20 protein-coding genes are annotated in these 25221 nt (G+C 70.5%); 16 read left to right on the top strand and 4 right to left on the bottom strand.

What is annotated here, in order from left to right; genetic code table 11:
- Window positions 1-12 precede the first annotated feature (12 nt).
- Complete coding sequence (locus QE381_RS13020) at window positions 13-1158, bottom strand: glycosyltransferase family 4 protein (protein WP_307218787.1); 1146 nt, start codon at window positions 1156-1158, stop codon at window positions 13-15.
- Window positions 1159-2194: 1036 nt separating this feature from the next.
- Here QE381_RS13020 and QE381_RS13025 point away from each other — a divergent pair.
- Window positions 2195-2761 carry a DapH/DapD/GlmU-related protein gene (locus QE381_RS13025; protein ID WP_307218789.1) on the top strand — a complete coding sequence of 189 codons (567 nt, stop codon included), beginning with the start codon at window positions 2195-2197 and terminating at the stop codon, window positions 2759-2761.
- A gap of 47 nt (window positions 2762-2808) precedes the next feature.
- Here the strand turns inward: QE381_RS13025 and QE381_RS13030 are convergent, their stop codons facing one another.
- From QE381_RS13030 to QE381_RS13040, 3 genes are all read right to left on the bottom strand, one after another.
- Window positions 2809-4422, bottom strand: a complete 1614-nt coding sequence (locus tag QE381_RS13030; protein ID WP_307218791.1) for a sugar transferase — start codon at window positions 4420-4422, stop codon at window positions 2809-2811.
- 302 nt (window positions 4423-4724) lie between these two features.
- Complete coding sequence (locus QE381_RS13035; RefSeq protein WP_307218793.1) at window positions 4725-5681, bottom strand: PHB depolymerase family esterase; 957 nt, start codon at window positions 5679-5681, stop codon at window positions 4725-4727.
- An 84-nt stretch (window positions 5682-5765) separates the two neighbouring features.
- On the bottom strand, window positions 5766-6686 hold the full coding sequence (locus tag QE381_RS13040) for a D-alanyl-D-alanine carboxypeptidase family protein (RefSeq protein WP_307218795.1): 921 nt from the start codon (window positions 6684-6686) through the stop codon (window positions 5766-5768).
- A 128-nt stretch (window positions 6687-6814) separates the two neighbouring features.
- On the opposite strand from QE381_RS13040, the gene QE381_RS13045 reads away from it, so the two are divergent.
- From QE381_RS13045 to QE381_RS13115, 15 genes are all read left to right on the top strand, one after another.
- The gene (locus QE381_RS13045; protein ID WP_307218797.1) at window positions 6815-11128 is read left to right on the top strand and encodes a carboxypeptidase regulatory-like domain-containing protein; all 4314 of its coding nucleotides are present in this window, start codon (window positions 6815-6817) and stop codon (window positions 11126-11128) included.
- Window positions 11125-13053: an O-antigen ligase family protein gene (locus QE381_RS13050; RefSeq protein ID WP_307218799.1), complete on the top strand. Its 1929-nt coding sequence runs from the start codon at window positions 11125-11127 to the stop codon at window positions 13051-13053. The genes QE381_RS13045 and QE381_RS13050 overlap by 4 nt, the downstream gene beginning before the upstream one ends.
- Window positions 13054-13089: 36 nt before the next feature.
- Entirely contained in the window at window positions 13090-13434 is a 345-nt protein-coding gene (locus QE381_RS13055; RefSeq protein ID WP_307218801.1) for a hypothetical protein, read from the top strand.
- Window positions 13435-13770: 336 nt separating this feature from the next.
- Window positions 13771-14811: an ABC transporter substrate-binding protein gene (locus QE381_RS13060; RefSeq protein WP_307218803.1), complete on the top strand. Its 1041-nt coding sequence runs from the start codon at window positions 13771-13773 to the stop codon at window positions 14809-14811.
- A gap of 79 nt (window positions 14812-14890) precedes the next feature.
- Window positions 14891-15628: an amidohydrolase family protein gene (locus tag QE381_RS13065; RefSeq protein WP_307218805.1), complete on the top strand. Its 738-nt coding sequence runs from the start codon at window positions 14891-14893 to the stop codon at window positions 15626-15628.
- Window positions 15625-16425, top strand: a complete 801-nt coding sequence (locus QE381_RS13070) for an ABC transporter ATP-binding protein (RefSeq protein WP_307218807.1) — start codon at window positions 15625-15627, stop codon at window positions 16423-16425. The genes QE381_RS13065 and QE381_RS13070 overlap by 4 nt, the downstream gene beginning before the upstream one ends.
- Window positions 16422-17189, top strand: a complete 768-nt coding sequence (locus tag QE381_RS13075) for an ABC transporter permease (RefSeq protein ID WP_307218809.1) — start codon at window positions 16422-16424, stop codon at window positions 17187-17189. Before QE381_RS13070 ends, QE381_RS13075 begins: the two co-directional genes overlap by 4 nt.
- A complete protein-coding gene (locus QE381_RS13080) occupies window positions 17186-17977 on the top strand; it encodes an ABC transporter permease (RefSeq protein ID WP_307218811.1) in 792 nt (263 codons plus the stop codon). Before QE381_RS13075 ends, QE381_RS13080 begins: the two co-directional genes overlap by 4 nt.
- Complete coding sequence (locus tag QE381_RS13085; RefSeq protein ID WP_307218813.1) at window positions 17974-19353, top strand: amidohydrolase family protein; 1380 nt, start codon at window positions 17974-17976, stop codon at window positions 19351-19353. The genes QE381_RS13080 and QE381_RS13085 overlap by 4 nt, the downstream gene beginning before the upstream one ends.
- Window positions 19350-20219 (top strand): SMP-30/gluconolactonase/LRE family protein, encoded by an 870-nt coding sequence (locus QE381_RS13090; protein WP_307218815.1) that lies wholly within the window; start codon window positions 19350-19352, stop codon window positions 20217-20219. The genes QE381_RS13085 and QE381_RS13090 overlap by 4 nt, the downstream gene beginning before the upstream one ends.
- Window positions 20216-22000 carry a gamma-glutamyltransferase family protein gene (locus tag QE381_RS13095; RefSeq protein ID WP_307218817.1) on the top strand — a complete coding sequence of 595 codons (1785 nt, stop codon included), beginning with the start codon at window positions 20216-20218 and terminating at the stop codon, window positions 21998-22000. Before QE381_RS13090 ends, QE381_RS13095 begins: the two co-directional genes overlap by 4 nt.
- Window positions 21984-22454, top strand: a complete 471-nt coding sequence (locus tag QE381_RS13100; protein WP_307218819.1) for a VOC family protein — start codon at window positions 21984-21986, stop codon at window positions 22452-22454. The genes QE381_RS13095 and QE381_RS13100 overlap by 17 nt, the downstream gene beginning before the upstream one ends.
- Window positions 22445-23458, top strand: coding sequence for a thiamine pyrophosphate-dependent dehydrogenase E1 component subunit alpha (locus tag QE381_RS13105; protein WP_307218821.1), 1014 nt, complete (start codon window positions 22445-22447; stop codon window positions 23456-23458). The genes QE381_RS13100 and QE381_RS13105 overlap by 10 nt, the downstream gene beginning before the upstream one ends.
- Window positions 23455-24471 carry an alpha-ketoacid dehydrogenase subunit beta gene (locus QE381_RS13110; protein ID WP_307218823.1) on the top strand — a complete coding sequence of 339 codons (1017 nt, stop codon included), beginning with the start codon at window positions 23455-23457 and terminating at the stop codon, window positions 24469-24471. The genes QE381_RS13105 and QE381_RS13110 overlap by 4 nt, the downstream gene beginning before the upstream one ends.
- Window positions 24468-25220 (top strand): SDR family NAD(P)-dependent oxidoreductase, encoded by a 753-nt coding sequence (locus tag QE381_RS13115; RefSeq protein WP_307218825.1) that lies wholly within the window; start codon window positions 24468-24470, stop codon window positions 25218-25220. Before QE381_RS13110 ends, QE381_RS13115 begins: the two co-directional genes overlap by 4 nt.
- The last annotated feature ends 1 nt before the right edge of the window (window position 25221 follow it).

Below are 25221 nucleotides of genomic sequence, written 5' to 3' on the forward strand. Positions count from 1 at the left end.
TAGAACACGCACTTAGAGGCCTCCTTCCTGCACGATCTCAAGCGCCTCTTGGACGTTACGTGCATATGCTTGTGCCGAGAGACTTTCGTTTACGAATAGCCAACCTGAGGCGGCGAGTGAACGCGCTACCGACGGGTTTTGGTGAAGATAAGAAATCTTCGCCGCAAGATCTATTGGATCTCCAGCCGAAAAAGTGAGGCCTGTTACCCCGTTCTCTACCACCTCCACTAGACCGTCGACCGCCGAGACGATGACAGGGCGCTTCGCGGCCATCGCCTCGGCGGCCACCGTGCCAAACGGCTCCGTCCGTGAAGGCACCAAAACTATGTCTGCGTCTTCGAGAACTGACGAAGGGTCTTCTACGAAACCTATGAAGCGACAGTCAGTCCCCGCGGGTAGTGCGGCAGCCGCAAGTTGCAGTTGATCGCGGTACCATTCGTATCCGGGAAAGACTTCGCCCGCCAACGTAAGTTGCGTAGCAATACCTTTCTTATGCAAATCGTTCATTGCCTGCAACACCACGTCTTGTCCTTTGCGTGGGCTTAATCGGCCCACCAAAAGCAGCCGCAAGGGCGAGCGGAAATCCGGCGCCTCAGAACGGAAATATCTATCCCACTCCTTGCCGTTATAGATCACTTTGTAAGTTCTCTTGCGAGCGCGGAAGTGAGACATGTTTTGCCTCACGAAGTCCTGAGTGGACTTACTATTGCTTACGACTAGGCTCGCTAATGCTAACGGAGCAATCAAGAGCCTCTGGACCAGTCTTGAAGCGCTGTGCTCGCTTTCGCGAACATGTACGACTAGCGGAATCCGGCAGAACCATGCGGCGAACATCCATGAGGGCTGTGTAATTGTGTTCACCCAGACCGCTTCCGGACGCATGGCACGCAGTAGCTTTAAAATCCGAGGCATAGTGAGCAGTGTACGCAGCGTTAAGCGAACAACTCCCTTAAGCGACATGAATTCTTTGCGCAGCACGGGGACGTCAATTGCTTCGACAATCGCGCCGGCACTCTCGGCCAGCGGCTTTAGGGGTCCGTTATCGGGTATCACGAGGTGAGCTTCGGCTCCGGCGGCCACGGCTGCTCGAATTGTTTCGACAATCATCCTGTCGCTGCCATAAAGTTCAGAACCCGGGTGCGCGAATAGGATTGTCATGAATGTTCCTTCTTTAGTCCGTCAAGACAAAGCAAATTCGACACGAGCGTACTAGGTAGGCGTATCTCACGTGCGTGACAATCGCCGCTGCCAAAAGTTAGGGTAATGCTATTTTCGCTTACCAGTATCCCTGCGCAGAACTCTATGCCTCTTTTTTGAAAGAAAAATGGCCGAGATAAGTGCAACTTCGACAGGCTGGCGTCTATGTAAGCGAATCTATGAAAGTAGATCCTTGATGGTAGGCCAAGTAGTCGTCTGGGGCGTTGTATTGATGTGTGCGTTACTCCTATGTAGCCGCCATCTTTTCCCCAGCGCACAAACTGTGAGGATCCCGATAGTCGGTCGGTCCCGTCTCGGTCTTCGTTGGGTTCGTTGTGTAATTCCAACTCTTGCCCGGTCCATCGATAAACTTCCAGGCTGTTTAAGTCGTATATAAAGTAAAGATCGTCGCCGCGGATAAGAGGTGCCCAGTTTTTTTCTTTTCGAGATCCGTGAGGTGACGGCATCTCAATCGTCCTTATGATCTCGTCGCCGCTAATTCGCGCAAGAATCATTTTGCTTGCTAAGAAGTCGTCCTCCCATGTGGCGGCACTGAATACGGCCCAGAGTTCATTTCGCCAGGCGAACACGCGTGCATCCTCCAGGCCCATCGGATATTTCGACCGATCCTTATGGTGTAATGCTCTGAAGGCGGGCTTCTCGCGTTCGGGTGAAATCTGTGTGATCCAAGTTCGCGATGATAGCGGCTCGCCGTTCGTGACATATTTCCCGGTCCAGGGGCTGATCCGATAGTTCACCTCTCGAATCGTCCGAAACGTGTATTCTCCCAGAGTGCAGATGCTCGGGTTTGTGAAATTGCCTTCTGTGGGAGGGGGTATTTCTGATAGCACAGTGTCGTCTGCGCCCGAAAGGCGCTTGTATCTGTTGGGGGCGAGGAGCGCGGAGAGATAAGACTTTACGCTGGGCCGTGTCGTCATAGTGATAACTCTCGGGTTGGGGAGCTGAGGTCGGCCGAATCGTAGCGCAACGCGTCGGCGTGCGCTATCGTTTTCTTGTGACGTTGAATGTTTTGAGTATCTTGCAAGCTCGCTTTTTGCTCGGTATGCGTGGCGTTTCTGCCATCGGTAAGACGAGATTTGTTGGGCGTCCGCCGATACTCTCGATAAGTGGTCGACTTGTTCTGGGGCGGTCTGTGGTTTTTCGGGGAGTGCAACATCGAGCCCAGATTTCCGTAGCAAAAGGTGCGACCCTCACGGTCGGAGACTATGCGTTCATTAATCAGGGTGTTAACATCTCTGCTGTTCAGGAGATTTACATCGGAAAGTTTGCGAAGATCGGCGACGGCGTAGCGATCAGTGACAGTAATTTTCATCCTGTGGGACCCGGAGATGAAGTCGAGGTCGCTCCCGTTGTAATCGGCGATAACGTGTGGATCGGTCGCGGTGCAATGATCATGCCGGGTGTGACGTTGGGTGACAATGTAGTGGTGGGGGCTGCTTCTGTAGTCACTAAGAGTGTTCCAACCAACGCCGTCGTTGTCGGCGTACCCGCGAAGATCGTTCGTGTTCTCGATGATGTTGACGGGAAATGGACAAGGAAATAGTTGCTGGCCAGAGCAGTTACTGTGATGCGCTTGCGTGCGATGGTCTGTCAATGCGCGGACTCTCCGGGAGCCAAGGCGGCCTTCGCGGTTTTGGCAAGTATCGCTAGGTCGGTGAGGACCGTCCAGTTCTCGACGTACGAAAGGTCGAGGCGCACGGTGTCTTCCCACGAAAGAGTGGACCGGCCGCTCACCTGCCAGAGCCCCGTGATGCCGGGCTTCACGAGAAAGCGGCGGTGTACGTGCGTTGCGTACTGCTCGACCTCCGTGGGCAGGGGTGGGCGAGGGCCGACGAGTGACATCGAGCCGCCGATCACATTGAAGAGCTGCGGCAGCTCGTCGAGGCTGTACTTCCGCATGATGCGTCCGATCGGCGTGACCCGCGGGTCGTTCTTCATCTTGAAGAGGATCTCATTGCCCGAGTCGATGCCCTCTTCCTGCCGCTGTCGCTGGAGGTTCTCGAGAAGCTCCTCGGCGTTCGTCACCATCGAGCGGAACTTCAACATGGTGAATTCTCGACCACCGCGGCCGATGCGCACCTGACGGAAGAGGACAGGGCCATCAGACGAGAGGCGGATGCTCATCGCCAGGAAAGCGAGGACGGGGCTGAGGAGGACGACGCCCACGCTGCTCGCGCAGATGTCGAGGGTCCGCTTGAGGAAGAGCTGCCCCTTGCTGAACCGCGGAGTCTCGACGTGGATCAGTGGAAGGCCCGCGACGGGACGGGTGTGCAGACGAGGACCGGCGATGTCGACGATGCTCGGTGCGAGAACCAGATGCTGACGCCCGGCCTGCAGGTTCCACGAGATCTGCTTCACCTTGTCCGGCGGCAGCTCGTCCGTGCTCGTGACGGCGACGGTATCCGCACCCGTCAGCTGCATCGCCCGCTCGATGGCGTTGACGCTGCCCATCATCGGGATCTCGGTGCCGGGCACCGTGTCACCGATCTTGCCGCTCGGGCTGCATGCTCCCACGACCAGATAGCCGGCTTCGACGTTGCGCCCGAGCTCCCGCGCGATCTGCGCAACGGAATTCACCGAGCCGACCAGCAGCACACGAGCCGAGTACGTGCCGCGCTGACGCATCGCGATGAGCCACTGCCGCCACAGCCACCGCGTGGTCAACAGCACGACGATGCCAAGAGGCAGGCTGATCAGAAGAAAGCCGCGCGCGAGGTCGATCTTCGCCAAGAAGGCCACGATTGCGATCGCTCCGAAGACGCGCAGGCTCGCGTCGGCGACGCGCAAGTACTCGCTCGGGCCCGCGCCGATCACGCGGTAGCTGCGAGAGTCGCTCCACGACAACGCGCCCATCCACAAGACGATGAGCCCGATTGAGAAGAACCAGTACGAGACCGCGGAGAAGCGCGAATCCTCGATGATTGACAGCTGCGCATTGCCGAGTCCGAACCAGGCGATCTGCGTGCCGAACACGACCCAGACCAGGGCGATGAAATCGCTGATCCACAACCGTCGCTGGTACGAGCGGCGCCAGTTGCGCGGCGCTGAGGGGCGTGGTGCAGACGTGTCGGGCGTACGATCAGCCGAGGCGGATGTGGTGATGCTGGCAGCTTTCGCGTGAGAAGCCGGAAGCTCCGAAGAAGGGGTTTTGGTCGAGTCCTTCAGCGACTCCGTCGTCGCATCGACCTGAGTATCGGTCGACACAATGTCCCCTTCTTCTACGTCCGGCGGGTGAGGTATTCGGATGCCGCACGGTCGCCGATTTTCCCGGCGCGAGATCCCCTGCGGCTCCTCTGACGTCATCGTGTGGATGCCTTGCCGAAAGAGTAGCGGGTGAAAAGGCGGGTGAAACGCCCTGTGAACCGCAAAGACTCGGGGTTGTGGCGAGTTTTCGCGGCTTGTCCCCCGAAAAGGGGACGCCAGCCACCCGAACTTTTACCTTGCCGTAACGTCTCCGTCTAGCGCCGTAGCGGTCCGGGCCAGGGAGGGTCAGGTTCGCGGCTTCGCTACGGCTGCGGCACCCGACCCGCGTACCCCGTGAAGAACGCGAGCATGAGGTCCGTGGCCGAGATCGTCTGCGTCACCGCGCCGGGGCCGCTCGGCTTCGCGGCTCCGGGCCACGTGTGGCCGCCACCCTCGATCGCGTAGGCGACGACATCCCCGCCCGGCGCGCAGCCCGTCCACGTCGTCCGCGACACATCCGGCGGGATGCTGGCCTGTTCCTGACCCGTGCAGCCGTTGACCTGCGCCGTCTTGGCGAGCCAGTCGGGCGTCGACGAATACGCCGCACCGTGGCTCATGCCGCCGTTGTAGTCGATCACCGGATCCGCCGTGCCGTGGAACTCGATCACCGGCACCGGCTGCGTGCGCCGGCAGGGCGCACTCGCGGGATAGACCGCCCCCGCGACCACCGCGAACGCGTCGATCGTGTCCGGCAGCGCGCACATGAGCAGCGACACCAGCCCGCCCCCGTTCGAGATCCCGGTCGCGAACACCCCGCGCACGCAGTACTGGTGCGTGAGCATCTCGATCAGCTCCTGCGCGAACGACACGTCGTCGGCGCCATCCGCATAGGGCGCGCTCTGCCACGCCGCCTGGCCGTCGTACACCGTCCCCTGCGGATACGCCACGATCGCGTCCGACTCGTCCAGCCCGCTGAACTCCTCCAGCTGCTCCGGCGAGCTGCCGTGCCCGTGGAAGGCGAGGATGAGCGGCACGGGCCGCTTCGACGTGTAGTCGTCCGGCACGTGCAGCAGGAACGTGCGCGGGATGGTGCCCACCGTGACCGTGCGCTCGGGCCGGTCCGGCGGGGGAGGAGGCGTGGCACGCGGGTCGCACGCCGTCGTCGGCGAGGGAGACGCGGACGCGGCCTGTGATGTCGTGTGACTCGCGGGCGCGCAGCCGGCGAGGCCGAGCGCTGCGACCACCAGCGCCGCCACACCGAGAATCAGTTTGGATCGCACGTTCGGGCCATCTCTCTGCGGACTGCGGGACCGTTCCAGCTTCGCACGACCCCGGCCAAGAGAACCTGAAGGAGTGGGGAGACCTCAGCGGGATGCCGCGCGCACATGCCCGAGCAGGAGCGCGGCGTCCGTGTCCCGCTGCGCCGCCGAGGGCGCGCCCAGGATCACCCCGAACACCCTGCGGTTCGACCCGGCATCCAGCGGGGCGGTGAACAGCGTCGTGTAGCCCGCGGGATCCGTGTGCCCCGTCTTGAGACCGTCGACCCCGAACCGCCCGAGCAACGAGTTCGTGCTGCGCAGCTGCTCCGAGCCGAGGCGCGCATCCTTCGTCACCGCCGGCATCACGACGATCGACGCGATCGTCGTGTCAGCCATCGCCAGCCGCCCCAGGGACAGCAGGTCGCGCGAACTCGCCGCATTCGCCGCCCCCATGCCCGCGGCATCCACCATCGTCACCTCGCCGAGCCCCCGCGCCTCGAGCCACACCCGCGCACGGGAGATGAACGTCGCCTCGTCCCCGAACACGTGCCGCGCGAGCGACCGCGCCGCGTCGTTCGCCGACGCGACGAGCATCAGCTCCAACAGATGCCGCTCGGTCGCGGGCGTCCCCGCCGGCAACGCGGCCGACACGCCATCCGCCGACTGCTCCTGCGCGGTGATGGCGGCATCCATCGCGTCGAGCACGTACACCGGCCCGTCCTCGCCCGCCGTCAGGGGCGCCGCATCCAGCACCACGAGCGCCGTCACCAGCTTCGTGAGGCTCGCCATGGGCCGTGCCGCCTCGGCGTCGGGGCCGAACGCCTCACGGTCGTCGACCGCGATCGCGGCGACCCCGGCGTCCGGCCACGGCATATCGGCCTCGCCCGGCACGCTGCCCGCGGTGCGCGCGACGGCGACACCGACGCCGACCCCCGCAGCGACCACCACGGCCGCCGCGATCCCCGCCGCGAGCGCGCGCCGCCGGCGCCGAACGAGCCGCTGCGCGCGGCGATCCCCATCCCCCACGCGGGCCAGCATAGGGGGATGGGCGGAGAACGTTTGGCTCGGCGACATCGCGTGCGATAGGAAGAGCGTGCCGGTGGGGGTTGCCGGCCCCGGCGGCTACGTCGGGCACATCATCTTCTGGGGGACAGATGAACCGTCGGCCGACCGACCGCGCACGGCACCGGACAAGCACTCTTCGCCGCAGCCGCTTCTGGCTCGTCACGCTCCTCGCCTCGGCGCTGGTGGTCGGAGGCACGAGCTCCGCCGCGTTCGCCGAGACCGACGCCACCACCCCGAGCGCGCCGCCGGCGACGGCCTCGATCTCCGGAACTGTCACCGACGGCACCGACCCCGTCCTGGGGGCGACCGTCATCGCCCTCGACGCCGACGGCGCCATCGCGACCGAGACCACCACGACGAGCACCGGCGGCTTCACCCTCGCCGAGCTCGCCCCCGGCTCCTACTACGTCTCCGTCATGGCCTCCGAGCACGAGACGCGCTTCTGGCCCAGTGCGGCATCGCTCGCCGACGCCGAGACCGTGACCATCGGCGCCGCCGAGATCCGCACCGGCGTGGATGTCGTCATCCCGCCGTCGACGACGGTCGACCCGCCGTCGCCACAGGACCCGGATGTCGTCCAGCCCGAGGCTCCGCCCTCGCCCACCTATCCGCCGGTCGACACCTCGACGCTGCCGGAGACGGGCGAGATGTCGAGCCCGTCGCCGTTGCCCCCGGGCTCGGTGCCCGGAGGCAGCTCGCCGTCTCCGTCGTACTCGCCGTCTCCGTCGTACTCGCCGTCGCCGTCGTACAGTCCGTCTCCGTCGTACTCGCCGTCTCCGTCGTACTCGCCGTCGCCGTCGTACTCGCCGTCGCCGTCGTACTCGCCGTCGCCGTCGTACAGTCCGTCTCCGTCGTACTCGCCGTCTCCGTCGCCCTCCGGGACCTCGCTGACCTACTCGATCTCGGGCCGCGTCGTCGACACGAGCAACGCGCCCGTCGCCGGCATCCAGGTCTACGCGTACGGCACGACGCGCGGCTTCGGCTCGGCGGTCACCGACACCGACGGCGGCTACGTCATCCGTGGGCTCGTCCCCAACGGCTACGTCGTGCAGTTCTCGGGCAGCTCCACCTACGTCACGCAGTACTACGGCGGCGTCATCAACAGCGTGCCGCCGAAGGTCTTCGTCTCAGACGCCGACCTTTCGCACATCGACACCACGCTGTTGCGATACGCCACCATCACCGGCCGCCTCACCGGAGTCGACGGCGAGAGCGTGACGGCGATGTACGGCGTCCGCGCGCTCGACGCGTCCACCTCCGCGTCTGCGTGGGGGCAGACCGACACGACGCCAGACGGCGGCTATTCGATCAAGCTCCCGCCGGGCAGCTACTACATCTACCTCCCGGGCGGGAACTCGCTACCCTGGGCCGACACTTTCGCGCCCTCCACGTTGACGGTCTCGGAAGCGACCCGCGTCTCCCTCGCCGAAGGGCAGACGGTCTCGGGCATCGACATCCGTGCGAAGACCGGCCACTCGATCAGCGGCCGTATCACGACACCGCTGCGCGCCGGAACGGCCCTCGTCTACCCGTCCGACCACCGCGGCTACTACATGACCCCCGTCGGCAGCGACGGCTCGTTCACCATCTCCCACCTCGCCAACGGCGACTACGAGCTGCAGGCGAACGGCACCACCCCGGACGGTGCCAACGTCGCGGGCTACTACGGCGGCGCTCTGGAAGCGAACGCTCAACCCGTCACGGTCGACGGCGCCGACGTCACCGGGGCGGACTTCCCGCTCTACGGCAACGGTGCGATCACCGGGACCATCTCCGGTCCATCGTCCTCGTCCATGGCGGCGCTCGTGACCGCCTACCGGTGGAGCGGCGAGACCTGGGACGAGGTCCTCAACATCTCCGGCCAATCGGGCTGGGGCCGCTACGTGCTCGGCAGCTACCTGAGCGGCTCCAGCTACGGATCGTACTGGCTTCCCGAGGGCACCTACACCGTCAGCTTCACCGCTCCCGGTGACGAGGACGCCTACCCCTACTGCGCGCAGTGGTTCGACGGCGCCACCACCCAGGACTCGGCGACACCCGTCATCGTCTCGACGCAGACGGTCGCCGACGGCGTCGACGCCGACCTCACGCTCAAGAGCGACGGATGCGGCGACCACGTCATCCAGCCCGGCACCCCCGTTATCAGCGGCGTCAGCGCGCTCGGCAGCACGCTGACCGTCGACCCCGGCACCTGGGAGCCCGCGCCCGTGCAGCTCTCCTACCAGTGGTACGCCAACGACGCCCCGATCGCCGGCGCCACCGGCACGACCTTCGTGCCCACCGCATCCGAGGTCGGCGCCTCGCTCAGCGTGGCCGTCACCGGCTCCCGCCCCGGCTACCCCGACGTCGTGCAGAACACCGGGCCGACACCTCCCGTCACCGCCGGGCAGCTCGGCCAGGGACTCGTCAGCATCACCGGCACGGCCAAGGTCGGCAGCACCCTCACGGCCGTCACCAGCGGATGGCCCGCCGACGCGACCCTCACGTACCAATGGTCGGCGAACGACACGCCCATCGCGGGGGCGACGTCCGCCACCTTCGTGCCCACCACGGCGCAGATCGGCGCCGAGATCCGCGTCTCGGCGACGGCCTCGAAACCCGGATACCTCACGTCCACGGCGGTCTCCCTGCCGTGCACCGGGGGACCCTGCGTCATGGTGCTCGGCGTGCTCACCGCCCCCACCCCCACCATCACCGGCACCCCGCAGGTCGGCGCCACCCTCACAGCCGACCCCGGCACCTGGGGCCCCGCGCCCGTGAGCCTCGCCTACCAGTGGTTCCGCGGAGAGACCGCCATCGACGGCGCGACCTCCGCCACCTACACCGCCACGGCCGAGGATCTCGGAGCAGCGGTCGGCGTCCGCGTGACCGGTGCCAAGGACCTCTACGACACGACATCCGTCATGTCGGACACGTCCGTCTCGATCCTGCCGGGGAGCCTCAGCCCGGGAACCCCCTCCATCACGGGCACTCCCCGGCAGGGCCAGACCCTCACCGTCGCCCCTGGCACCTGGGGGCCGGGCGACGTGTCGCTCGCCTTCCAGTGGAAGGCAGGCGGCACCGACATCCCCGGCGCGACCGGAGCGACCTTCGTGCCCGGTGCGGACCAAGTGGGCACCACCATCACCGTCGCGGTGACCGGCTCGAAGACCGCGTACACCTCCGCGACCACGGTCTCGGGAGCGACCGCATCCGTCGTCGGCCTGCTCGCCGCGGGAACACCGACGATCGCCGGAACCGTGACGGTCGCCGCCCGCGCCACGGCCGACCCCGGCACCTGGGGTCCCTCGCCCGTGACGTTCTCCTACCAGTGGCTCCTCGCCGGCGAGCCGATCGACGGCGCCACGGCGCCGAGCTACACGCCGACCGCGGCCCAGGTCGGCGGCCAGCTCAGCGTCCGGGTCACCGGCTCGCGCAGCGGCTACCTCGACGAGACCCGCACCTCCGCGTCCGCCACCGTGAGCCCCGCGGCCCTCGTCACCGGCCCCGTCACCATCAACGGCGCCGCCGTGCAGGGGCAGACCCTCACCGCGACCGCCTCCGGGTGGGGACCGGGCGCGGTCGACCTCGCCTACCAGTGGTCGTCGGGCGGGACGCCCATCGCGGGAGCCACCGGATCGACCCTGGTGCTCGGCCCAGCCCAGGCCGGGAAGACCGTCACCGTGGCGGTCACCGGGACGAAGCCGGGCTACGCCGCCGCCGCCGTCACGAGCGCGCCGGTCGGGCCCGTCGTCGGCCCCGTGACGGCCGGGACGCCGAGCATCACGGGCGACACCCGCGTCGGCGCGACCCTCACGGCATCCTCCGGATCCTGGGCGCCCGGGGATGTCGATCTCTCCTACCAGTGGCTCGTCGACGGATCCCCCCTGGAAGGCGCGACCGGCAGCACGCTCGTGCTGACCGCCGCGCAGTTCGGAGCCACGATCTCGGTCCGTGTGACCGGAGCGGCCGAGGGCTACCTGCCGGCATCCGCCGACAGCGTCGCCACCGCCGCCGTCCGCGCGGCCGAGACGACCGTCAGCACGGTCGGCGACCTCGTCGCCGGATCGGATGTCGTGATCGAGGGATCGGGCTTCGCCCCCTTCGAGCAGGTGCGTGTCGAGCTGCACTCGACGCCCGTCGTGCTCGGCACGGTCACGGCAGACGCGAACGGCGCCTTCCGGGCGACCTTCCGGATCCCCGCATCCGTGCCCGCCGGCGCGCACCACGTCGTCGCCTACGGCGCCAGCGGCGCCCCCGTCGAAGACGCCGTGCAGGTCGCTGTGCCCGTGAGCGCGGCGCCCACGCGCGTGCTCCCCGCCACGGGCGGCCTCGCCCCGTGGGGAGCGCTCTCCGCCGCCGTCGCGCTGCTGATCGGCGGAGCCATCGCGCTCGGCGCCGGGCGGCTGCGTCGCGCACCGTGAGCCGGAGTCGGAGCGGGGGAGCGACCGCGCGTCGCACCCCCGCCCCGACCGTGCCCGCCGCATCCCGGATCGCCCTCGCGCTGCTCTGGGCCGCGCCCGTGCTGCTGCTCCCCGTCCTCTACGAGCGGTGGGGCTGGCCCGTGCTGATCGTCGCGACCGCGGGCATCGCCGTCGCCGTGTGGGCCCCCGCCGCGGGGAGGCTGCCGGTGTGGCTGCTCGCGTTCGCCGTCGCCGGCGGCGTCCTGTGCCTCGTCGGGGCCTCGTTCGGCCACGACTCCCTCGGTGCGCTGCTCGGTCGCGCCCCGCGATACGAGGGGATCGTCGTCGCCGTCGTGCTGCTGGGCGCCGTCTGGGCCGGGGCTCGGCTGCTCGGACCGGAAGCCGCCGCTCCCGCCCTGCGCGCCATGCTGATCACGGTGGCGGTCGCCGCGCTGGCGCTCGGCGGCATCGCGCTGCTCGAAGCCGTCGGACTCCGGCCCATCGACACCGATCTCGTGCGCCCCGGCTCGCTCGCCGGGAACGCGACCGATCAGGGGATCCTCGGCGTCGTGTTCGGCGGCATCCTCGTGCACCTCGGGTGGGGAGCGTGGCGCCGCACCGGGATCATCACCGGGTGGGCCGTGGGGGGACTCGTCGGCGCGCTCGTCGCGGTCGTGACCTCGGCCTCCCGGGCCGCGTTCCTCGCCGCCGCGGTCGTCGGCGTGGTCTTCGCGGCGCGGGCCGTGCTGGGAGCGCGCCGCCGCCGGCGTGCGCTGGGCATCGCGGCCGGGGCGGCGATCGTGCTCGTGGCGGTGATGCTCGTCATCCCGGACGTGCGCGACCGGCTGCTCGCGACCGACTGGCTCGCGGCCAAGACGATCGGAGACCGGTTCACGATCTGGCGGGACGCGCTCTCTCTCGTCGTCGCGCACCCCTGGACCGGCGTCGGACCCAGCGGCTACATGGACGCCGTGACCGGCGTGTTCGACGACGACTGGTACCGCAACGTCACCCCCGACCACATCCTCGACTCGCCGCACAACGTCGCGCTGCAGCTCGCGCTGGCCGGCGGCATACCCCTGCTCGCGCTCGTGACGGCGCTGGCCGTCGTCGTCGGGATCGTCGGGGTGCGCGCCGCCCGCGCCGCCACCGGCGCGCGCCGCGACCTCACGATCGCGGCCCTGGCCGTGATCCCCGCGGTCGTGCTGGCCCTCCTGACGAGCCCGACCTCGCCCAAGACCCTGCTGCCGCTGGCCCTGCTCGGCGGGATGCTGGTGGCACGGGGTGTGGGCGTCGATGTCGGCGTCGGCGGGGGATCGAGCCGCGCCGCGTGGGCCGGCGGCGTCGCGGCGCAGTCCGTCGCACGTCAGCCCGCTGCGGCCGGGTGGCGGTGGGTCGCGACCGGCGTCATCGTGGCGTGGGGGATCGCGCTCTCGTGCTGGACCGTCGCCGACGCGTTCGTGCTCAACGGCGTGCGCGCGGCGCTGTCGGGACGCTTCGCCGACGCCGACGCGCAGTTCGGCGGAGCCGCGACATGGCGCCCGTGGGACGCGGACATCGACCTGATCGCGGCGCGTGCGTTCGGCGGCGCGCTCGCGCAGGGGATGGCCGGCGCCGGGGACGACGCCGCCCGCTGGGCCGATCGTGCCGCGGACGCGCTGCCCGCCTCCGCGGCGGCGCAGGAGGCGGCGGGTGCCGTGGCGCTCGCGCAGAGCCGCTGGTCAGAGGCCGTCGCCCGACTCGACGTCGCCTCCCGCCTCTCGCCCGCGAACCCGCGCATCGCCCACGAACGCGGGCTCGCGGCGCTCGCGACGGGCGACGTGGCGACCGCGCGCGACTCCCTCGCCCGTGCCGTCGAGCTGTCGCCGGACTCGGCCGAGTCGCGCGCGGCGCTCGCCGACGTCTGCGCGCGACTCGGCGACCGCTCGGGGGCGTGCGCAGGGTGACCCGCCGCGCGGTCCGGTCGCCGGCAGCGTGGCGTCATGACCCGACCGAGGCGAGGGACGCGGAGCGTGCGCCCGGCACGACGAGCCGGGCGGGTGATCGGCGCCGCCGAGGCGGGGGATGCCGCATCCTTCGTCTGCGAGGGACGCTCGCTCGACCTGCGCGACCCGGCCGACTGGCGCGGCCTCTCGGCCGAGGAGCCCGAACGGTTCACCGGCGACCACGGGAAGGATCGGATCCCGCTGGAGCGGGACTGGAGCATCAACCTCTCGCTCCCGCAGGACCGCGTCGCCAGCGGTGTCGAGTTCCCGGGCGACCTCTTCTACCGGTCGTCCGACGACGGCCTGTGCCTCGTCGACATCGCCTGGTCGACCGTCCAGTAGTCGCGCGGCGGCGGGGAACGGGCACGACGCGGCCCCCGCGCGAACGCGCTCTGTGTCGCGCAGATTACGCGCACGTGGCACGACATGACGTCAACGGTCCCTCCGTGGGATGCGGCGTCCTCCCCGGATTTACGGGCACCACACGTGCTCGAAACCGACATGTCGACAACACTTCGTAAAGTCTGTGCCACCCATTCGAGCCAGTCTGTCGATTGCGGCCGCTCCCGAGCCCCGCGGACGATGAGGACCAGCCCGCCGGGAACACCCGAACCGGCGGGCACCTCATCACATCTCAGCGCCACTCCTCTCCCGTCCCGTCAGTCCAAGGAAGTGACCATGATCCGCCTTCGCACACCCTTCGCCCGAACCCTCGCGGCGGCCGCGGCGGTCGCCGCATCCGTGCTCGCCCTCGCCGGCTGCGCCGGCGGCTCGGGCGGCTCCCCGTCCGACAGCTCGCTCGAGCCCGTCGACTACCAGCTCAGCTGGCTCAAGATCACCCAGTTCGGCGGCTTCTTCGCCGCCGACGCGCAGGGCTTCTACGCCGCGGAGGGCATCAAGCCCGCCTTCACCGCCGGCGGCTCCAACATCCTCGCCTGGCAGCAGATCACCAACGGCGCCGCGCTCCTCGGCGACGAGGACAACACGCTGTTCCTGCAGGCCGTCGAGAGCGGCGCCGACCTCGTCGCCATCGGCACGGTGTTCCAGAAGTCGCCCATGGCGATCATGAGCCTCTCGAGCGCGCCCATCACCAAGGCCGCCGACCTCGCGGGCAAGACCATCGCCTACCCGGAGAACGGCATCGACCAGCTCAAGAGCACCCTGAGCGCCAACGGCGTGGATGTCTCCACCGTCACGATCGTGCCCGGCGGCTCCGACCCGACGCAGCTGGTCACCGGCCAGGTGCAGGGGTACGGCGGCTACGCCACCTCACAGGGAGCATCGCTCGAGCAGCAGGGCCTCAAGGTGCAGTACCTCTACCTCGACGACCTCGGCGTGCCGAGCTACGGCAACATCATCGTCACGACCCGCAAGAACCTCGAGGAGCACCGCGACCTCCTGAAGCGGTTCATGACCGCGTCGGTCAAGGGCTACGAGTGGATCAACGCCAACCCGGCCGACGGCGCCGCGATCGTCGTCGACGACGTCAACCCGACCGGCGGCCTCGACCTCGCCACCGAGACCAAGACGGCCGAGATCCAGGCGCCCCTGATCGAGTCGCCGACGGGCGTGCTGCGCCTCGACGCCGACAAGATGCAGAAGATCATCGACTCCCTCGTCGCCGCCGGCACCCTCAGCAAGCCGCTCAAGGCCGCCGACGTCATCGACACCTCGGTGCTCGACGACGTCTACGGCAGCTCCACGTCACTGCTGAAGTGACGCCCGGCCGGGGCGGCGCCGTGCGCGCCGCCCCGGTTCACACTCCGTCCCCTCCCCCCCCACGAACCCGGAGCTCACGATGATCATCGACGCGTACAACAACATCTGGGAGGCCTCCGGCACCTCGGACTACCTCACCTCCGAGTCGTTCACGCCGGACACGATGATCGCCCACATGGACGAGGCCGGCGTCGACATGGCCGTCGGCTGCTCGCTGGGCCAGAGCATCGACAACCCCTACATCGCCTCCGTCGTCGCGGCGTACCCCGACCGCATCATCGGCTTCGGGCAGGTCAACCCCCGCGTCGCCGGCGCCGTCGAGTCGCTGCGCGAATGCGCCCGCCTCGGCCTCAAGGGCATCAAGCTCCACCCGACCCTCCACGGCTACCACTTCGCCGACCACGGCCTGCTCGACCCGATCTTCCAGGCGGCGAGCGAGGAGGGCCTCGCACTCCTCGTCAACGCGCTCGACGACCCGTGGTGCGCGCCCCTGTCGATCGAGGAGATCTCCCGCAACTTCCCCGACGCGCCCGTGCTCATCGCGCACATGGGCACCGTCTGGAACGTCACCGAGGCGCTCATCGTCTCCGAGCGCAACCCGCACATCTACCTCGAGACCTCCAGCACGCAGCTCCTCGAGGTGCAGATGGCCTACAAGCGGGTCGGCCCCGAGAAGATCGTCATGGGCACCGACTGGCCGGGCAGCGCCTTCGTCCTCGAACGCGCCAAGATCGCCCGCGCCATCCCCGACGCGGCCGACCGTGCGCTCGTCGAGGGCGAGAACCTCGCCCGCATCCTCCGGCTGGGGCTCGCATGAGCGTCGCCGCCGACACCCGCGGCGAGATCGTCGTCGACGCCGTCGACAAGGAGTTCCCCGTCAAGGGCGGCACCTACACGGCCCTCAAAGACGTCTCCTTCCGCATCCCCGAGGGCGGCTTCGCGACGCTCCTCGGGCCCTCCGGATGCGGCAAGTCCACCCTGCTGCGCATCATCGCCGACGTGATCCCCGCCACCCGCGGCGTCGTCGACCTGTTCGGCCGCACCCCCACCCAGGCCCGCACCGACGCGCAGTTCGGCTTCGTGTTCCAGGACCCCGTGCTGCTGCCGTGGCGGTCGGCGCTGGCGAACGTCGAGCTGCCGCTGCAGGTGCGCGGCGTCGCCCGCGCCGAACGGCGCGAGCGGGCGATGGACATGCTGCAGCTCGTCGGCCTCGAGGGCTTCGAGCACCACCAGCCCGCCAAGCTCTCCGGCGGCATGGCCCGTCGCGTCGCGATCGCCCGCGCCCTCATCGAGCAGCCGCGGGTGCTCTTCCTCGACGAGCCGTTCAACGGCCTCGACGAGCTGCGCCGCCGGCAGATGAACGCCGAGGTGCAGCGCATCTGGGAGGCCACCGGGACCACCGCCATCCTCGTGACCCACAACGTCTCCGAGGCCGTCTTCCTCTCGGACGTCGTCTTCGTCATGGGACGCAACCCGGGACGCGTCGTCGCGACCCGCGAGATCGACCTGCCCCGGCCGCGCACCCTCGACGCGATGACCGAGCCCGACTTCGTCGCCTACGAGAAGGAGCTGACCGCCCTCCTCAGCCGTTCCTACGAGGGGGCGGACGAGTGAGAGCCTCCGTGCGCTACACGGTGGTCGTCGTCTTCTACGCCGCCGTCCTCGTGCTCTGGCAGGCCGCAGGCCAGGCCGTCGCCGCGCCCGGCGCCGTGCTGATACCGCCGTCCGAGATCGTCGCGACCCTCCTCGCCCGCAGCCGGGCCATCTTCCTGGTGTCCGGCGTCACGCTGACGGAGGCGGGCGTGGGCTTCGCGATCGGGGTCGCCTCGGCCGTCGTGCTCGCCGTGGTCGTCGACCGGTTCCGGCTCGTCGGCGACGCGCTCTACCGGCTCGCGCTCGTGCTCTACGCGATCCCCGTCATCGCGATCGCCGCGCCCCTCACCGCGTGGCTCGGCCTGGGCATCGCCGCCAAGATCGCCGTCGCCGCGCTCGCCGCCTACTTCCCCGTGCTCGTGAACGTGACCGGCGCCCTCCGCACCCTCGACCCGCGCATCGAGGAGCTCGGCCGTGTGCTCGCCATCGGCTACACGCGACGGCTCGTCTCGCTCCGCGCCCCCGCCATCCTCCCGGCGCTCCTCTCCTCCTTCAAGATCGCCGCACCCGCCGCGTTCATCGGCGCGCTCATCGCCGAGTGGATGGGCGCCGAGAGCGGACTGGGCGTCATGCTCCTCCAGTCGATGTTCTCCTTCAACGTGCCGCTGCTGTGGACGGTGCTGCTGGTGACCACCGCCCTCAACGGCCTCATCGTGCTGCTGTTCTCGATCCTCGAACGGGTCAGCGTCCCGTGGCACGGCGTCGCCCGGGGAGGAACGGCATGAGCGTCCTGCGCACCGCCGCGGGCCGCGCCCGCGCGCCCCGCCTCGCCGGCGGCCGCCAGAACCTCGTGACCGTCGCGGTCGTGCTCGCCGTGCTCGTGCTGTGGCAGGTGGGCGTCACCGTCGCCGGCACCTCGGTCACGGTCCTTCCCGGGCCGCTCGCGATCGCGACGCAGGCCGACTGGGGCACGGTGCTGCAGGCGGCTGGCGTCACGGTGCTCTCGACCTTCCTCGGCTTCCTCGTCGGCAACCTCGTCGGCCTCGTGCTCGCCGTCGTCATCACCGCGTCGCGGCTGCTGTCGGACCTCGTCTTCCCGCTGGCCGTGTTCGTGCGCTCGATCCCGATCGTGGCGCTGGCCCCCTTCCTCATCCTCGCGTTCGGCCGCGGCCCCGCCGCCTCCACCGCCGTCGCCGCCCTCATCGTCTTCTTCCCGACCCTCATCAACGTGATCCTGGGGCTCCGCTCGGTGCCCGCCGAGGCGATCGAGCTGACCCGCGTGATCAACGCCTCGGCGCTGTTCCAGTACGTCCACGTGCGCATCCCGTTCGCGCTGCCCGCCTTCGTCAGCGCGCTCAAGATCTCGGCGCCGAGCGCCGTTCTCGGCGTCATGACCGCGGAGTGGATCGTCGGCGGCGCCGGCCTCGGACGCCTCGTCGTGCAGTCCTGGCTCACCCTCGAGGTGCCGACCATGTGGGCGGGCGTCGTGCTCTCCGCGGTCGTCGCGTGGCTGCTGTTCAGCGCCGTGAGCCTGACCGAGCGGCTCCTTCTCGGCTGGGCGGTGCGCACATGACCGGTGTCCTCCTCCGCGCGGACGCCGTGCTCACGGCGCACGACGGCGAGCTGCTGCACGACGCCGGGGTGCTGATCGCGGCGGGCAGGATCGTCGCCGTCGGTCCCGTCGCCGAGCTCGCCCGGCGCGCCGTCCGGGTCATCGACGCCGGCGGGGTGCTCATGCCGGGCATGGTCGACGCCCACTCCCACCTGCGCGGCATGCCGCTGACCGCGCAGGGCATCGATCCCGCGCCCCTCGAGGCCTGGATCTGCGCGCTCTCCGCCATGACCGCGCTCCCCACCCGCGACGACGTGCTCGTCGCCACCGGCGACCTGCTCCAGACCGGGGTCACGACGGTGCAGGGCATGCTGCACACCTTCGCCGACGCCGCCGAGTACGCGCAGCTGTGCGCTGATGCGGCCGACGGCGCCGTCGCCTCCGGCATCCGCGCCGTGCTCATCACCGGGTTCACCGACCGCGCCGAACGCGCCCCCGAGCCCGCCGAGGGCGCCTGGGCGCTCCCCGAGCCCGTGACCCACGCGCTCGACGTCGACGACTTCGTCCGGCTCGACGTCGGCGCTCCGCATCCCCGCATCAGCTGGGGAACGGGTCCGGTCGCCGCGCAGTGGGCGGGCGACCACGCGCTCGCCGCGATCCGGGATGCCGCCGGGGACCGCCGCATCCACACCCACCTGCACGAGAGCCCGCTCCAGCGCACCTGGCTGCGGGGACTGCCGGCACCGATCGACCGCCTCGACGCGGCGGGCCTGCTCGGCGAGCGCACCTCGGCCGCGCATGCCGTGCACCTGACCGACGCCGAGCTCCGCCGGGTCCGCGACTCCGGCGCCGCGCTCGTGCACTGCCCGGTGTCCAACCGCGACCTCCGTGTCGGGTCGGCACGGGTCGCCCGATGGCGGAGGCTCGGCATCCCGGCGGCCCTCGGCATCGACAGCCAGGGCGACGGGGCGCCCGACATGTTCGACGTCATGCGCGAGGCGCTGCACACCGCGAGCGTCCTCGGCGAGCCGCTCGAGCCCGCCGACGTGCTCGCGATGGCGACGACCGGCGGCGCGGCCGCCGTGGGAGATCCCCGGCTCGGCCGGCTCGTGCCCGGCGCCCCCGCCGACATCGTCGGGCTCAACCTGCCCGCGGCGGCCGACCTCGCCGCGCAGATCGACACGATCGTGGCGCACGGCTCGCGCGCCGACGTGCGCCACGTCTGGGTCGACGGGCGTGCGGTCGTCCTCGAGTGGCTCGCGGTCGCCGACGTCAAGGGCGCACGGGCGCGTCTGACCACAGAGCTCGACCGCGACACCGCCGCGCGTGCGGCACGCCTGCGGGCGCTCCGCCCGATCGTGGACGCGGTCACGGCGCTCGCGGCGGTGGACTCGTGATCCCGGCGGAGCCGTGGGCACGGGGCGCCGCGTCGCTCGGCGAGGCCCCGCGGCTGCTGCGCGACGGAACGCTGCGGTGGACCGACCTGCTCGAGGGCATCGTGTTCACCCGTGACGCGGCGGGCGCGGCGCACCCCGTCGACATCTACCCGGGGGAGACGGTCAGTGCCCTCCTCCCGCTCGCCGACGGCCGCATCGCGCTCGCCCTGCGTCGCCGCATCGTCGTGCTCGACGCCGGCCGCATCGTCGACGTGATCGGCCCCGAGCTGCCCTCCGGCTTCCGCTACTCCGACGGCATCGCCGGGCCGAGCGGGCACCTCTGGGTCGGCGTCGTGTCCGACGGGGGCCGCACCGCGCCCGGGTGGCTCCTGCGCATCGGGGGCGCCGGGACGACGACCGTGCGCGAGGGCATCGGCTTCGCCAACGGCATCGGCTTCTCGGTCGACGGCACGCGGCTGTTCCACGTGGACTCGGCGGCGGGGTCGATCGTCGTCTTCGCGCACGACCCGCGCACGGGTGCGCTCGGCGCCTCGCACACCCTCTACCGGCACACTGCCCCCGGAGCCCTCGACGGTCTGGCCGTCGACGCGCACGACCGGCTGTGGGTCGCGGTCTTCGGCGGCTCCCGCGTGCTCCGCATCGAGACCGGCGGAGCGGGCGCCGGCACCGTCACGGACCACGTGGAGCTCGCCGCGCGCCGCGTGACGAGCTGCTGCTTCGGCGCCGCCGACGACCTCTACATCACGACCGCGCGCGTGGACGCCACCGCGCAGGAGCTGGCAGCGGAACCGCTCGCGGGCTCGGTGTTCCTCGCCCGGGTGGGCTGCGCCGGCGCTCCGCGACACGAAGGGAGACTCCCCGCATGACGATCGATCAGCACCCCCCGGTGGCCCGCACGCGCTCGGGCGAGGCGCTGCCGCAGGGCTCGGGCATGGGCGGCGGCATCGTCGCCGGCGTCTTCGCACAGGCCGAGTCGATGCGTCCCACCCTCTACGGCGAGAAGTGGGCCATCGTGTGCGGTCACCCGCTCGTGACCGAGGTCGGCGCCGAGATCCTCCGCCGCGGCGGCAACGCGGTCGACGCGGGGGTCGCGGCGGGCTTCGCCTCGAACGTCGTGCAGGTCGACATGTGCAACCTCGGCGGCATCGCCCCGATCGTCGTGCGCCCGGCCGGGTCCGACGAGGTCTCGGCGATCGCCGGCGTCGGCGTGTGGGGCGCCGCCGCCGACCTGGAGACCCTGCGCGCCGCCCACGACGGCGCGCTGCCGCTCGGCGGCGCCCCCAGCATCGTCCCGGGCGCCGTCTCCGGCTGGCTCACGGCGCTCAGCCGCTTCGGCTCCCTGGCGCTGCCCGACATCCTCGCCGCCGCGATCGCGCTCGCCGAGGACGGGTTCCTGCTCGACCCGCGCACCGCCTCGCACTTCGCCACGATGGCCGAGAGCCTCGCGCAGTGGCCCTCGACCGCCGAGGTGTTCCTGCCCGGGGGGCGCGCGCCGCACGCGGGCGACCGGCTGCGCCAGCCGGCGCTGGCCCGCACCCTCCGCCGGCTCGCGGCCGCCGCCGAGGACGCCGCGGCCGCCGGTGCCACGCGGGAGGAGGCCATCGAGGCCGCGCACCGCGCCTTCTACACGGGCGAGGTCGCCCGCACCATCGTCGACTTCGTCTCCGACCGCGGCGGATGTCTCGACACCGCCGACCTCGCGGCCTTCCGCGCCGACGTCGACCCGGCACCGTCGGTGCGCTTCGGCCGCTGGCAGGTGCACGTTCCCCCGACCTGGTCGCAGGGCCCGATCATCGCGCAGGCGCTCGGCATCCTCGAGCGGCGCGGCATCCGTGAGATCCCGTTCGACACGGGTGCCTACGCGCACGAGGTCGTCGAGGCCCTCAAGCTCGCGTTCAGCGAGCGGGAGCGCTGCTTCGGCGATCCGCGCGCCACCGGGATCGACACCCAGATGCTCCTCTCCGACGCGCACCTGAGCGCGCTCGCGGCCATGATCGGCGAGCACGCGCTGCCGAACCTGCCCACCGCGCGGCAGGCGGGCCCCCCGCTCCCGTCGACGACCGCGATCGTCGTCGTCGACGAGCACGGCGCGACGTTCGCCGCCTCGCCCAGCGACACGCTCGACGGCGCCCCGATCATCCCCGAGCTCGGCATCCTCTGCTCCCCCCGCGGTGTGCAGAGCCGGCTCGTCCCCGGTCACCCCAACATGCTGCGCCCGGGCGGGCGCCCCTGCGTGACACCCGCGGCGATGATCGCGCTCGACGCCGACCGCGACGCGGTCTGGGCGGCGGCATGCCCCGGCGGCGACGTGATCGTGCAGGCCATCGTGCAGGCGATGCTCCTCGTCGACGTCCACGGCCGCACCCCGCAGGCCGCGGTCGAGGCGCCGCGGCTGTTCGGCTCCAGCTTCCCCGGCGGCTTCCACCCGCATCCGGTCGGCGACTCGCTCGTCTTCGTCGAGGGATCGTTTTCGCCCGAGGTGGCCGACGACCTCGAACGACGCGGCCACCGCGTCGTCGACTGGCCCGCGAACGAGTTCGACGCGGGCAGCGTGCAGACCGTCATGTCGGTCGCGACCCCCGCCGGGGACCGCCTGCTCACCGCCGCCGCCGACCCCAGGAGGAGCGCATATGCCAACGCCCGCTGAGCCACCCGTCGAGCACGGCGAGACCGGGGCGTGGAGCTGGCACCACGCCGGCCTCGTCGTGCGCCGCCTCGACGCCGCGATCGAGTTCTACCGAGAGGCGCTCGGCTACCGGGTCGAGTTCCTCGTGCGCGACATGGACGATCAGTTCCAGCGCACCGTCGGCGTGCCCGGCGTCGTGTGCGACCTCGCGCAGCTCGTCGCCCCCTTCACGGCGACCCGGCTCGAGCTGCTCGAGGTGCGCGGGGTCCCCGCGGGCACCCCGCCCCATCTGCCCGTGCACGTCGGCGTCGGCCACGGGGCCTATCAGGTGCGCGACCTCGACGCCGCCGTCGCCCGGCTCTTCGCCTGCGGCGGCGCGCCCATCGGCGAGATCGTCGAGTTCTCCGAGGGCCGCGCCGTGTACTGCTGGACCCCGTCCGGGACCGTCGTCGAACTGGAGGAAGCATGGATCTGAGCACCGGACGACGCGACGACTGGGAACGCCGCTACCGGCTCATGAGCCTCATGCGCCGGTTCGAGGAGGCGTGTCTGGAGGGCGTCGCGAGCGGCGAGATCCACGGCGAGCTGCACACCGCGATCGGCCAGGAGGCCATCGCCGCGGCCCTCGCCGAGCACCTGCTCCCCGGCGACGCGCTCACGAGCACCCACCGCAACCACCTGCACGCGATCGCCAAGGGCGTGCCGCTCGTGCCGCTGCTCGCCGAGATCTTCGAGAAGGAGACCGGCCTGTGCGGCGGCCACGGCGGCCACATGCACGTCTTCAGCCCCGAGGACCGCTTCTCGGCGACCGGCATCGTCGGCGCCTCCCTGCCCGTCGCGCTCGGACACGCCTACGCCGCCCGCCTCGAGGGGAGGGATGCCGTCGCCGTCGCCGTGATCGGCGACGGCGCGGTCAACACCGGCGGGTTCGCCGAGGCGATGAACATGGCCGGGGTCCTGCGGCTCGGGCTCGTCGTCGTGATCGAGAACAACGAGTGGGCCATCTCCGTGCCCTTCTCCGCCTCCAGCGCCACCCCCACCCTCGCCGAGCGCGCCCCCGCCTACGGCGCCGTGGGCGAGCGCGTCGACGGCCTCGACATCGACGAGGTCTCGGCGGCGCTCGGCCGCGCCGTCGGCCGCGCGCGCACCGGCGGCGGGCCCGCCGTCGTCGAGGCCATGTGCTACCGGTTCCGCGGGCATTACGAGGGCGACCTCGACCTCTATCGCGACGGCGCCGAGAAGGCCCGGCGCATCGCGGAGAAGGATCCGCTCCGCCTCGCCGAGCAGGCCCTCGACGCCGCCGGGCTCGTGACGTCCGAGCGCCTCGCCGAGCTCGCCGCATCCGCCGACGAGGAGATCCGCGCGGCGCTCGCCGCGGTGCGCGCCGCGGCGCAGCCGGACCCCCGGACCGCACGCGACCACGTGTTCGCCTCCGGTCTCGTCCCCGCCAACGCCGTCCGAGAGGAGACGACGGCATGACCGTCACCGCCGCCCGCAACATCAACGTCTCGCAGGCCACCGCCGAGGGGCTCCGGCTCGAGATGGAGGCCGACGCATCCGTTCTCGTCATCGGAGAGGACGTCGCCGCCCAGGGCGGCGTGTTCGGCTCGACCCGTGGCCTCCTCAAGGCCTTCGGCCCCGGCCGGGTGCTCGACACCCCGATCTCGGAGATGGCGTTCACCGGGATGGCGGTCGGGCTCGCGATGGAGGGGTACCGTCCCGTCGTCGAGATCATGTTCGTCGACTTCATCGGCGTCTGCCTCGAGCAGGTGTACAACGCGATCGCGAAGATCCCCTACATGAGCGGCGGCCGCGTGCCGATGCCGGTCGTCATCAAGACCGCCGGCGGCAGCATCGGCGCCGCCGCGCAGCACTCGCAGACCCTGTGGGGCCTGTTCGCCCACCTGCCCGGGCTGCGCGTGGTCGCCCCCTCGAACCCCTACGACAGCAAGGGGATGATCGCCGCCGCCGTCCGCAGCGACGACCCGGTCGTGTTCATCGAGCACAAGGGCCTCCTGCTCCAGCGTGCCGCCGACTTCGCCTTCGGCGCCGCGGTCCCGAAGGAGTGCTACGACGTGCCCCTCGACCGCGCGGCCGTCGTGCGCCCCGGCGCCGACCTCACCCTCGTGACCCTGAGCGGCTCGGTGCGCCACGCGGTCGCCGCCGCCGCGGCGGCCGCCGATCGCGGCGTCGACGTCGAGGTCGTCGACCTGCGCTCGGTCGTGCCGATCGACTGGGAGACCGTGTGCGGCTCCGCCGCCCGCACCCGCCGCCTGCTCGTCGTCGACGAGGACTACCTCGGCTTCGGGCTCAGCGGCGAGCTCATCACGGGCGTGGTCGAACGCCTCGGCCTCGGCGCCCTCGACCACGTCGCCCGGCACGGCACGCCCGACGTGCCCGTGCCCGCCGCCCTCAGCCTCGAGCGCGAGATCGTCCCCGGCGCCGACTCGATCCTCGCCGCCGTCCTCCGCGCCGCGGGAGGGACGCGATGAGCGCCCGGCGGGTGATCGTGGTCGGCGGCGCCGGAGCGATCGGCCGTGTCGTCTGCGAGGTGCTGGCCGGCGACGGCTTCGCCGTCACGGTCGCCGACGTGCGCGGCCAGGAGGACGTCGCCGCCGCGCTGACCGGCGGCGGACACGACGCCCTCCGGCTCGACATCACCGACCTCGACGCCGTGCTCGCCGCCCTCGGACCCGACGGCTCGCACCGCGACTACGACGCCCTGGTGGTCGCCGCCGGCCTCAACTACACCGGCCCGGTCGCCACCACCGACTGGGCCGCCTACGACCGTGTGCTCGAGGTCAACCTCCGCGGCCCCTTCCACGTCGGTCACGCCCTCAGCCGCAACCTCGCGGCGGATCCGCGCGAGTGCTCCGCCGTGTTCTTCTCCTCGACCGCCGGGCTCACCGGCGAGGGCGGCGCGTCCGTGTACGCCGCGTCCAAGTTCGGCGTCATCGGCTTCACGCAGTGCCTGGCCTCCGAGATCGCGCGTCACGGCGGGCGCGCCAACGCCGTGTGCCCGGGGAACATCGACTCGCCCATGCTGCGCACGCTCGCCGACCAGGTCGCCGAGCGCGAGGGACGCCGCGGCGAGGAGGTGCTCCGCGAGTTCGCGGGGGCCACCGCGTTCGACCGGCTCATCGACATCCGCGAGGTCGCCGACGCCGTCGCCTTCCTCGCCGGCGCCCGCTCCACCGGCATCAGCGGCCAGTCGCTCGTGATCGACGGCCCTCCCCGCTGAG

The organism is Microbacterium sp. SORGH_AS_0888 (assembly GCF_030818905.1).
In the GTDB taxonomy this organism is placed as follows: domain Bacteria; phylum Actinomycetota; class Actinomycetes; order Actinomycetales; family Microbacteriaceae; genus Microbacterium.

Excerpts from the sequence above, each read along its gene's own strand:
- QE381_RS13020 (WP_307218787.1), bottom strand. The coding sequence starts at position 1,158 with ATGACAATCCTATTCGCGCACCCGGGTTCTGAACTTTATGGCAGCGAC.
- QE381_RS13045 (WP_307218797.1), top strand. The coding sequence starts at position 6,815 with ATGAACCGTCGGCCGACCGACCGCGCACGGCACCGGACAAGCACTCTT.
- QE381_RS13055 (WP_307218801.1), top strand. The coding sequence starts at position 13,090 with ATGACCCGACCGAGGCGAGGGACGCGGAGCGTGCGCCCGGCACGACGA.
- QE381_RS13060 (WP_307218803.1), top strand. The coding sequence starts at position 13,771 with ATGATCCGCCTTCGCACACCCTTCGCCCGAACCCTCGCGGCGGCCGCG.
- QE381_RS13065 (WP_307218805.1), top strand. The coding sequence starts at position 14,891 with ATGATCATCGACGCGTACAACAACATCTGGGAGGCCTCCGGCACCTCG.
- QE381_RS13070 (WP_307218807.1), top strand. The coding sequence starts at position 15,625 with ATGAGCGTCGCCGCCGACACCCGCGGCGAGATCGTCGTCGACGCCGTC.
- QE381_RS13080 (WP_307218811.1), top strand. The coding sequence starts at position 17,186 with ATGAGCGTCCTGCGCACCGCCGCGGGCCGCGCCCGCGCGCCCCGCCTC.
- QE381_RS13085 (WP_307218813.1), top strand. The coding sequence starts at position 17,974 with ATGACCGGTGTCCTCCTCCGCGCGGACGCCGTGCTCACGGCGCACGAC.
- QE381_RS13095 (WP_307218817.1), top strand. The coding sequence starts at position 20,216 with ATGACGATCGATCAGCACCCCCCGGTGGCCCGCACGCGCTCGGGCGAG.
- QE381_RS13100 (WP_307218819.1), top strand. The coding sequence starts at position 21,984 with ATGCCAACGCCCGCTGAGCCACCCGTCGAGCACGGCGAGACCGGGGCG.
- QE381_RS13105 (WP_307218821.1), top strand. The coding sequence starts at position 22,445 with ATGGATCTGAGCACCGGACGACGCGACGACTGGGAACGCCGCTACCGG.
- QE381_RS13110 (WP_307218823.1), top strand. The coding sequence starts at position 23,455 with ATGACCGTCACCGCCGCCCGCAACATCAACGTCTCGCAGGCCACCGCC.
- QE381_RS13115 (WP_307218825.1), top strand. The coding sequence starts at position 24,468 with ATGAGCGCCCGGCGGGTGATCGTGGTCGGCGGCGCCGGAGCGATCGGC.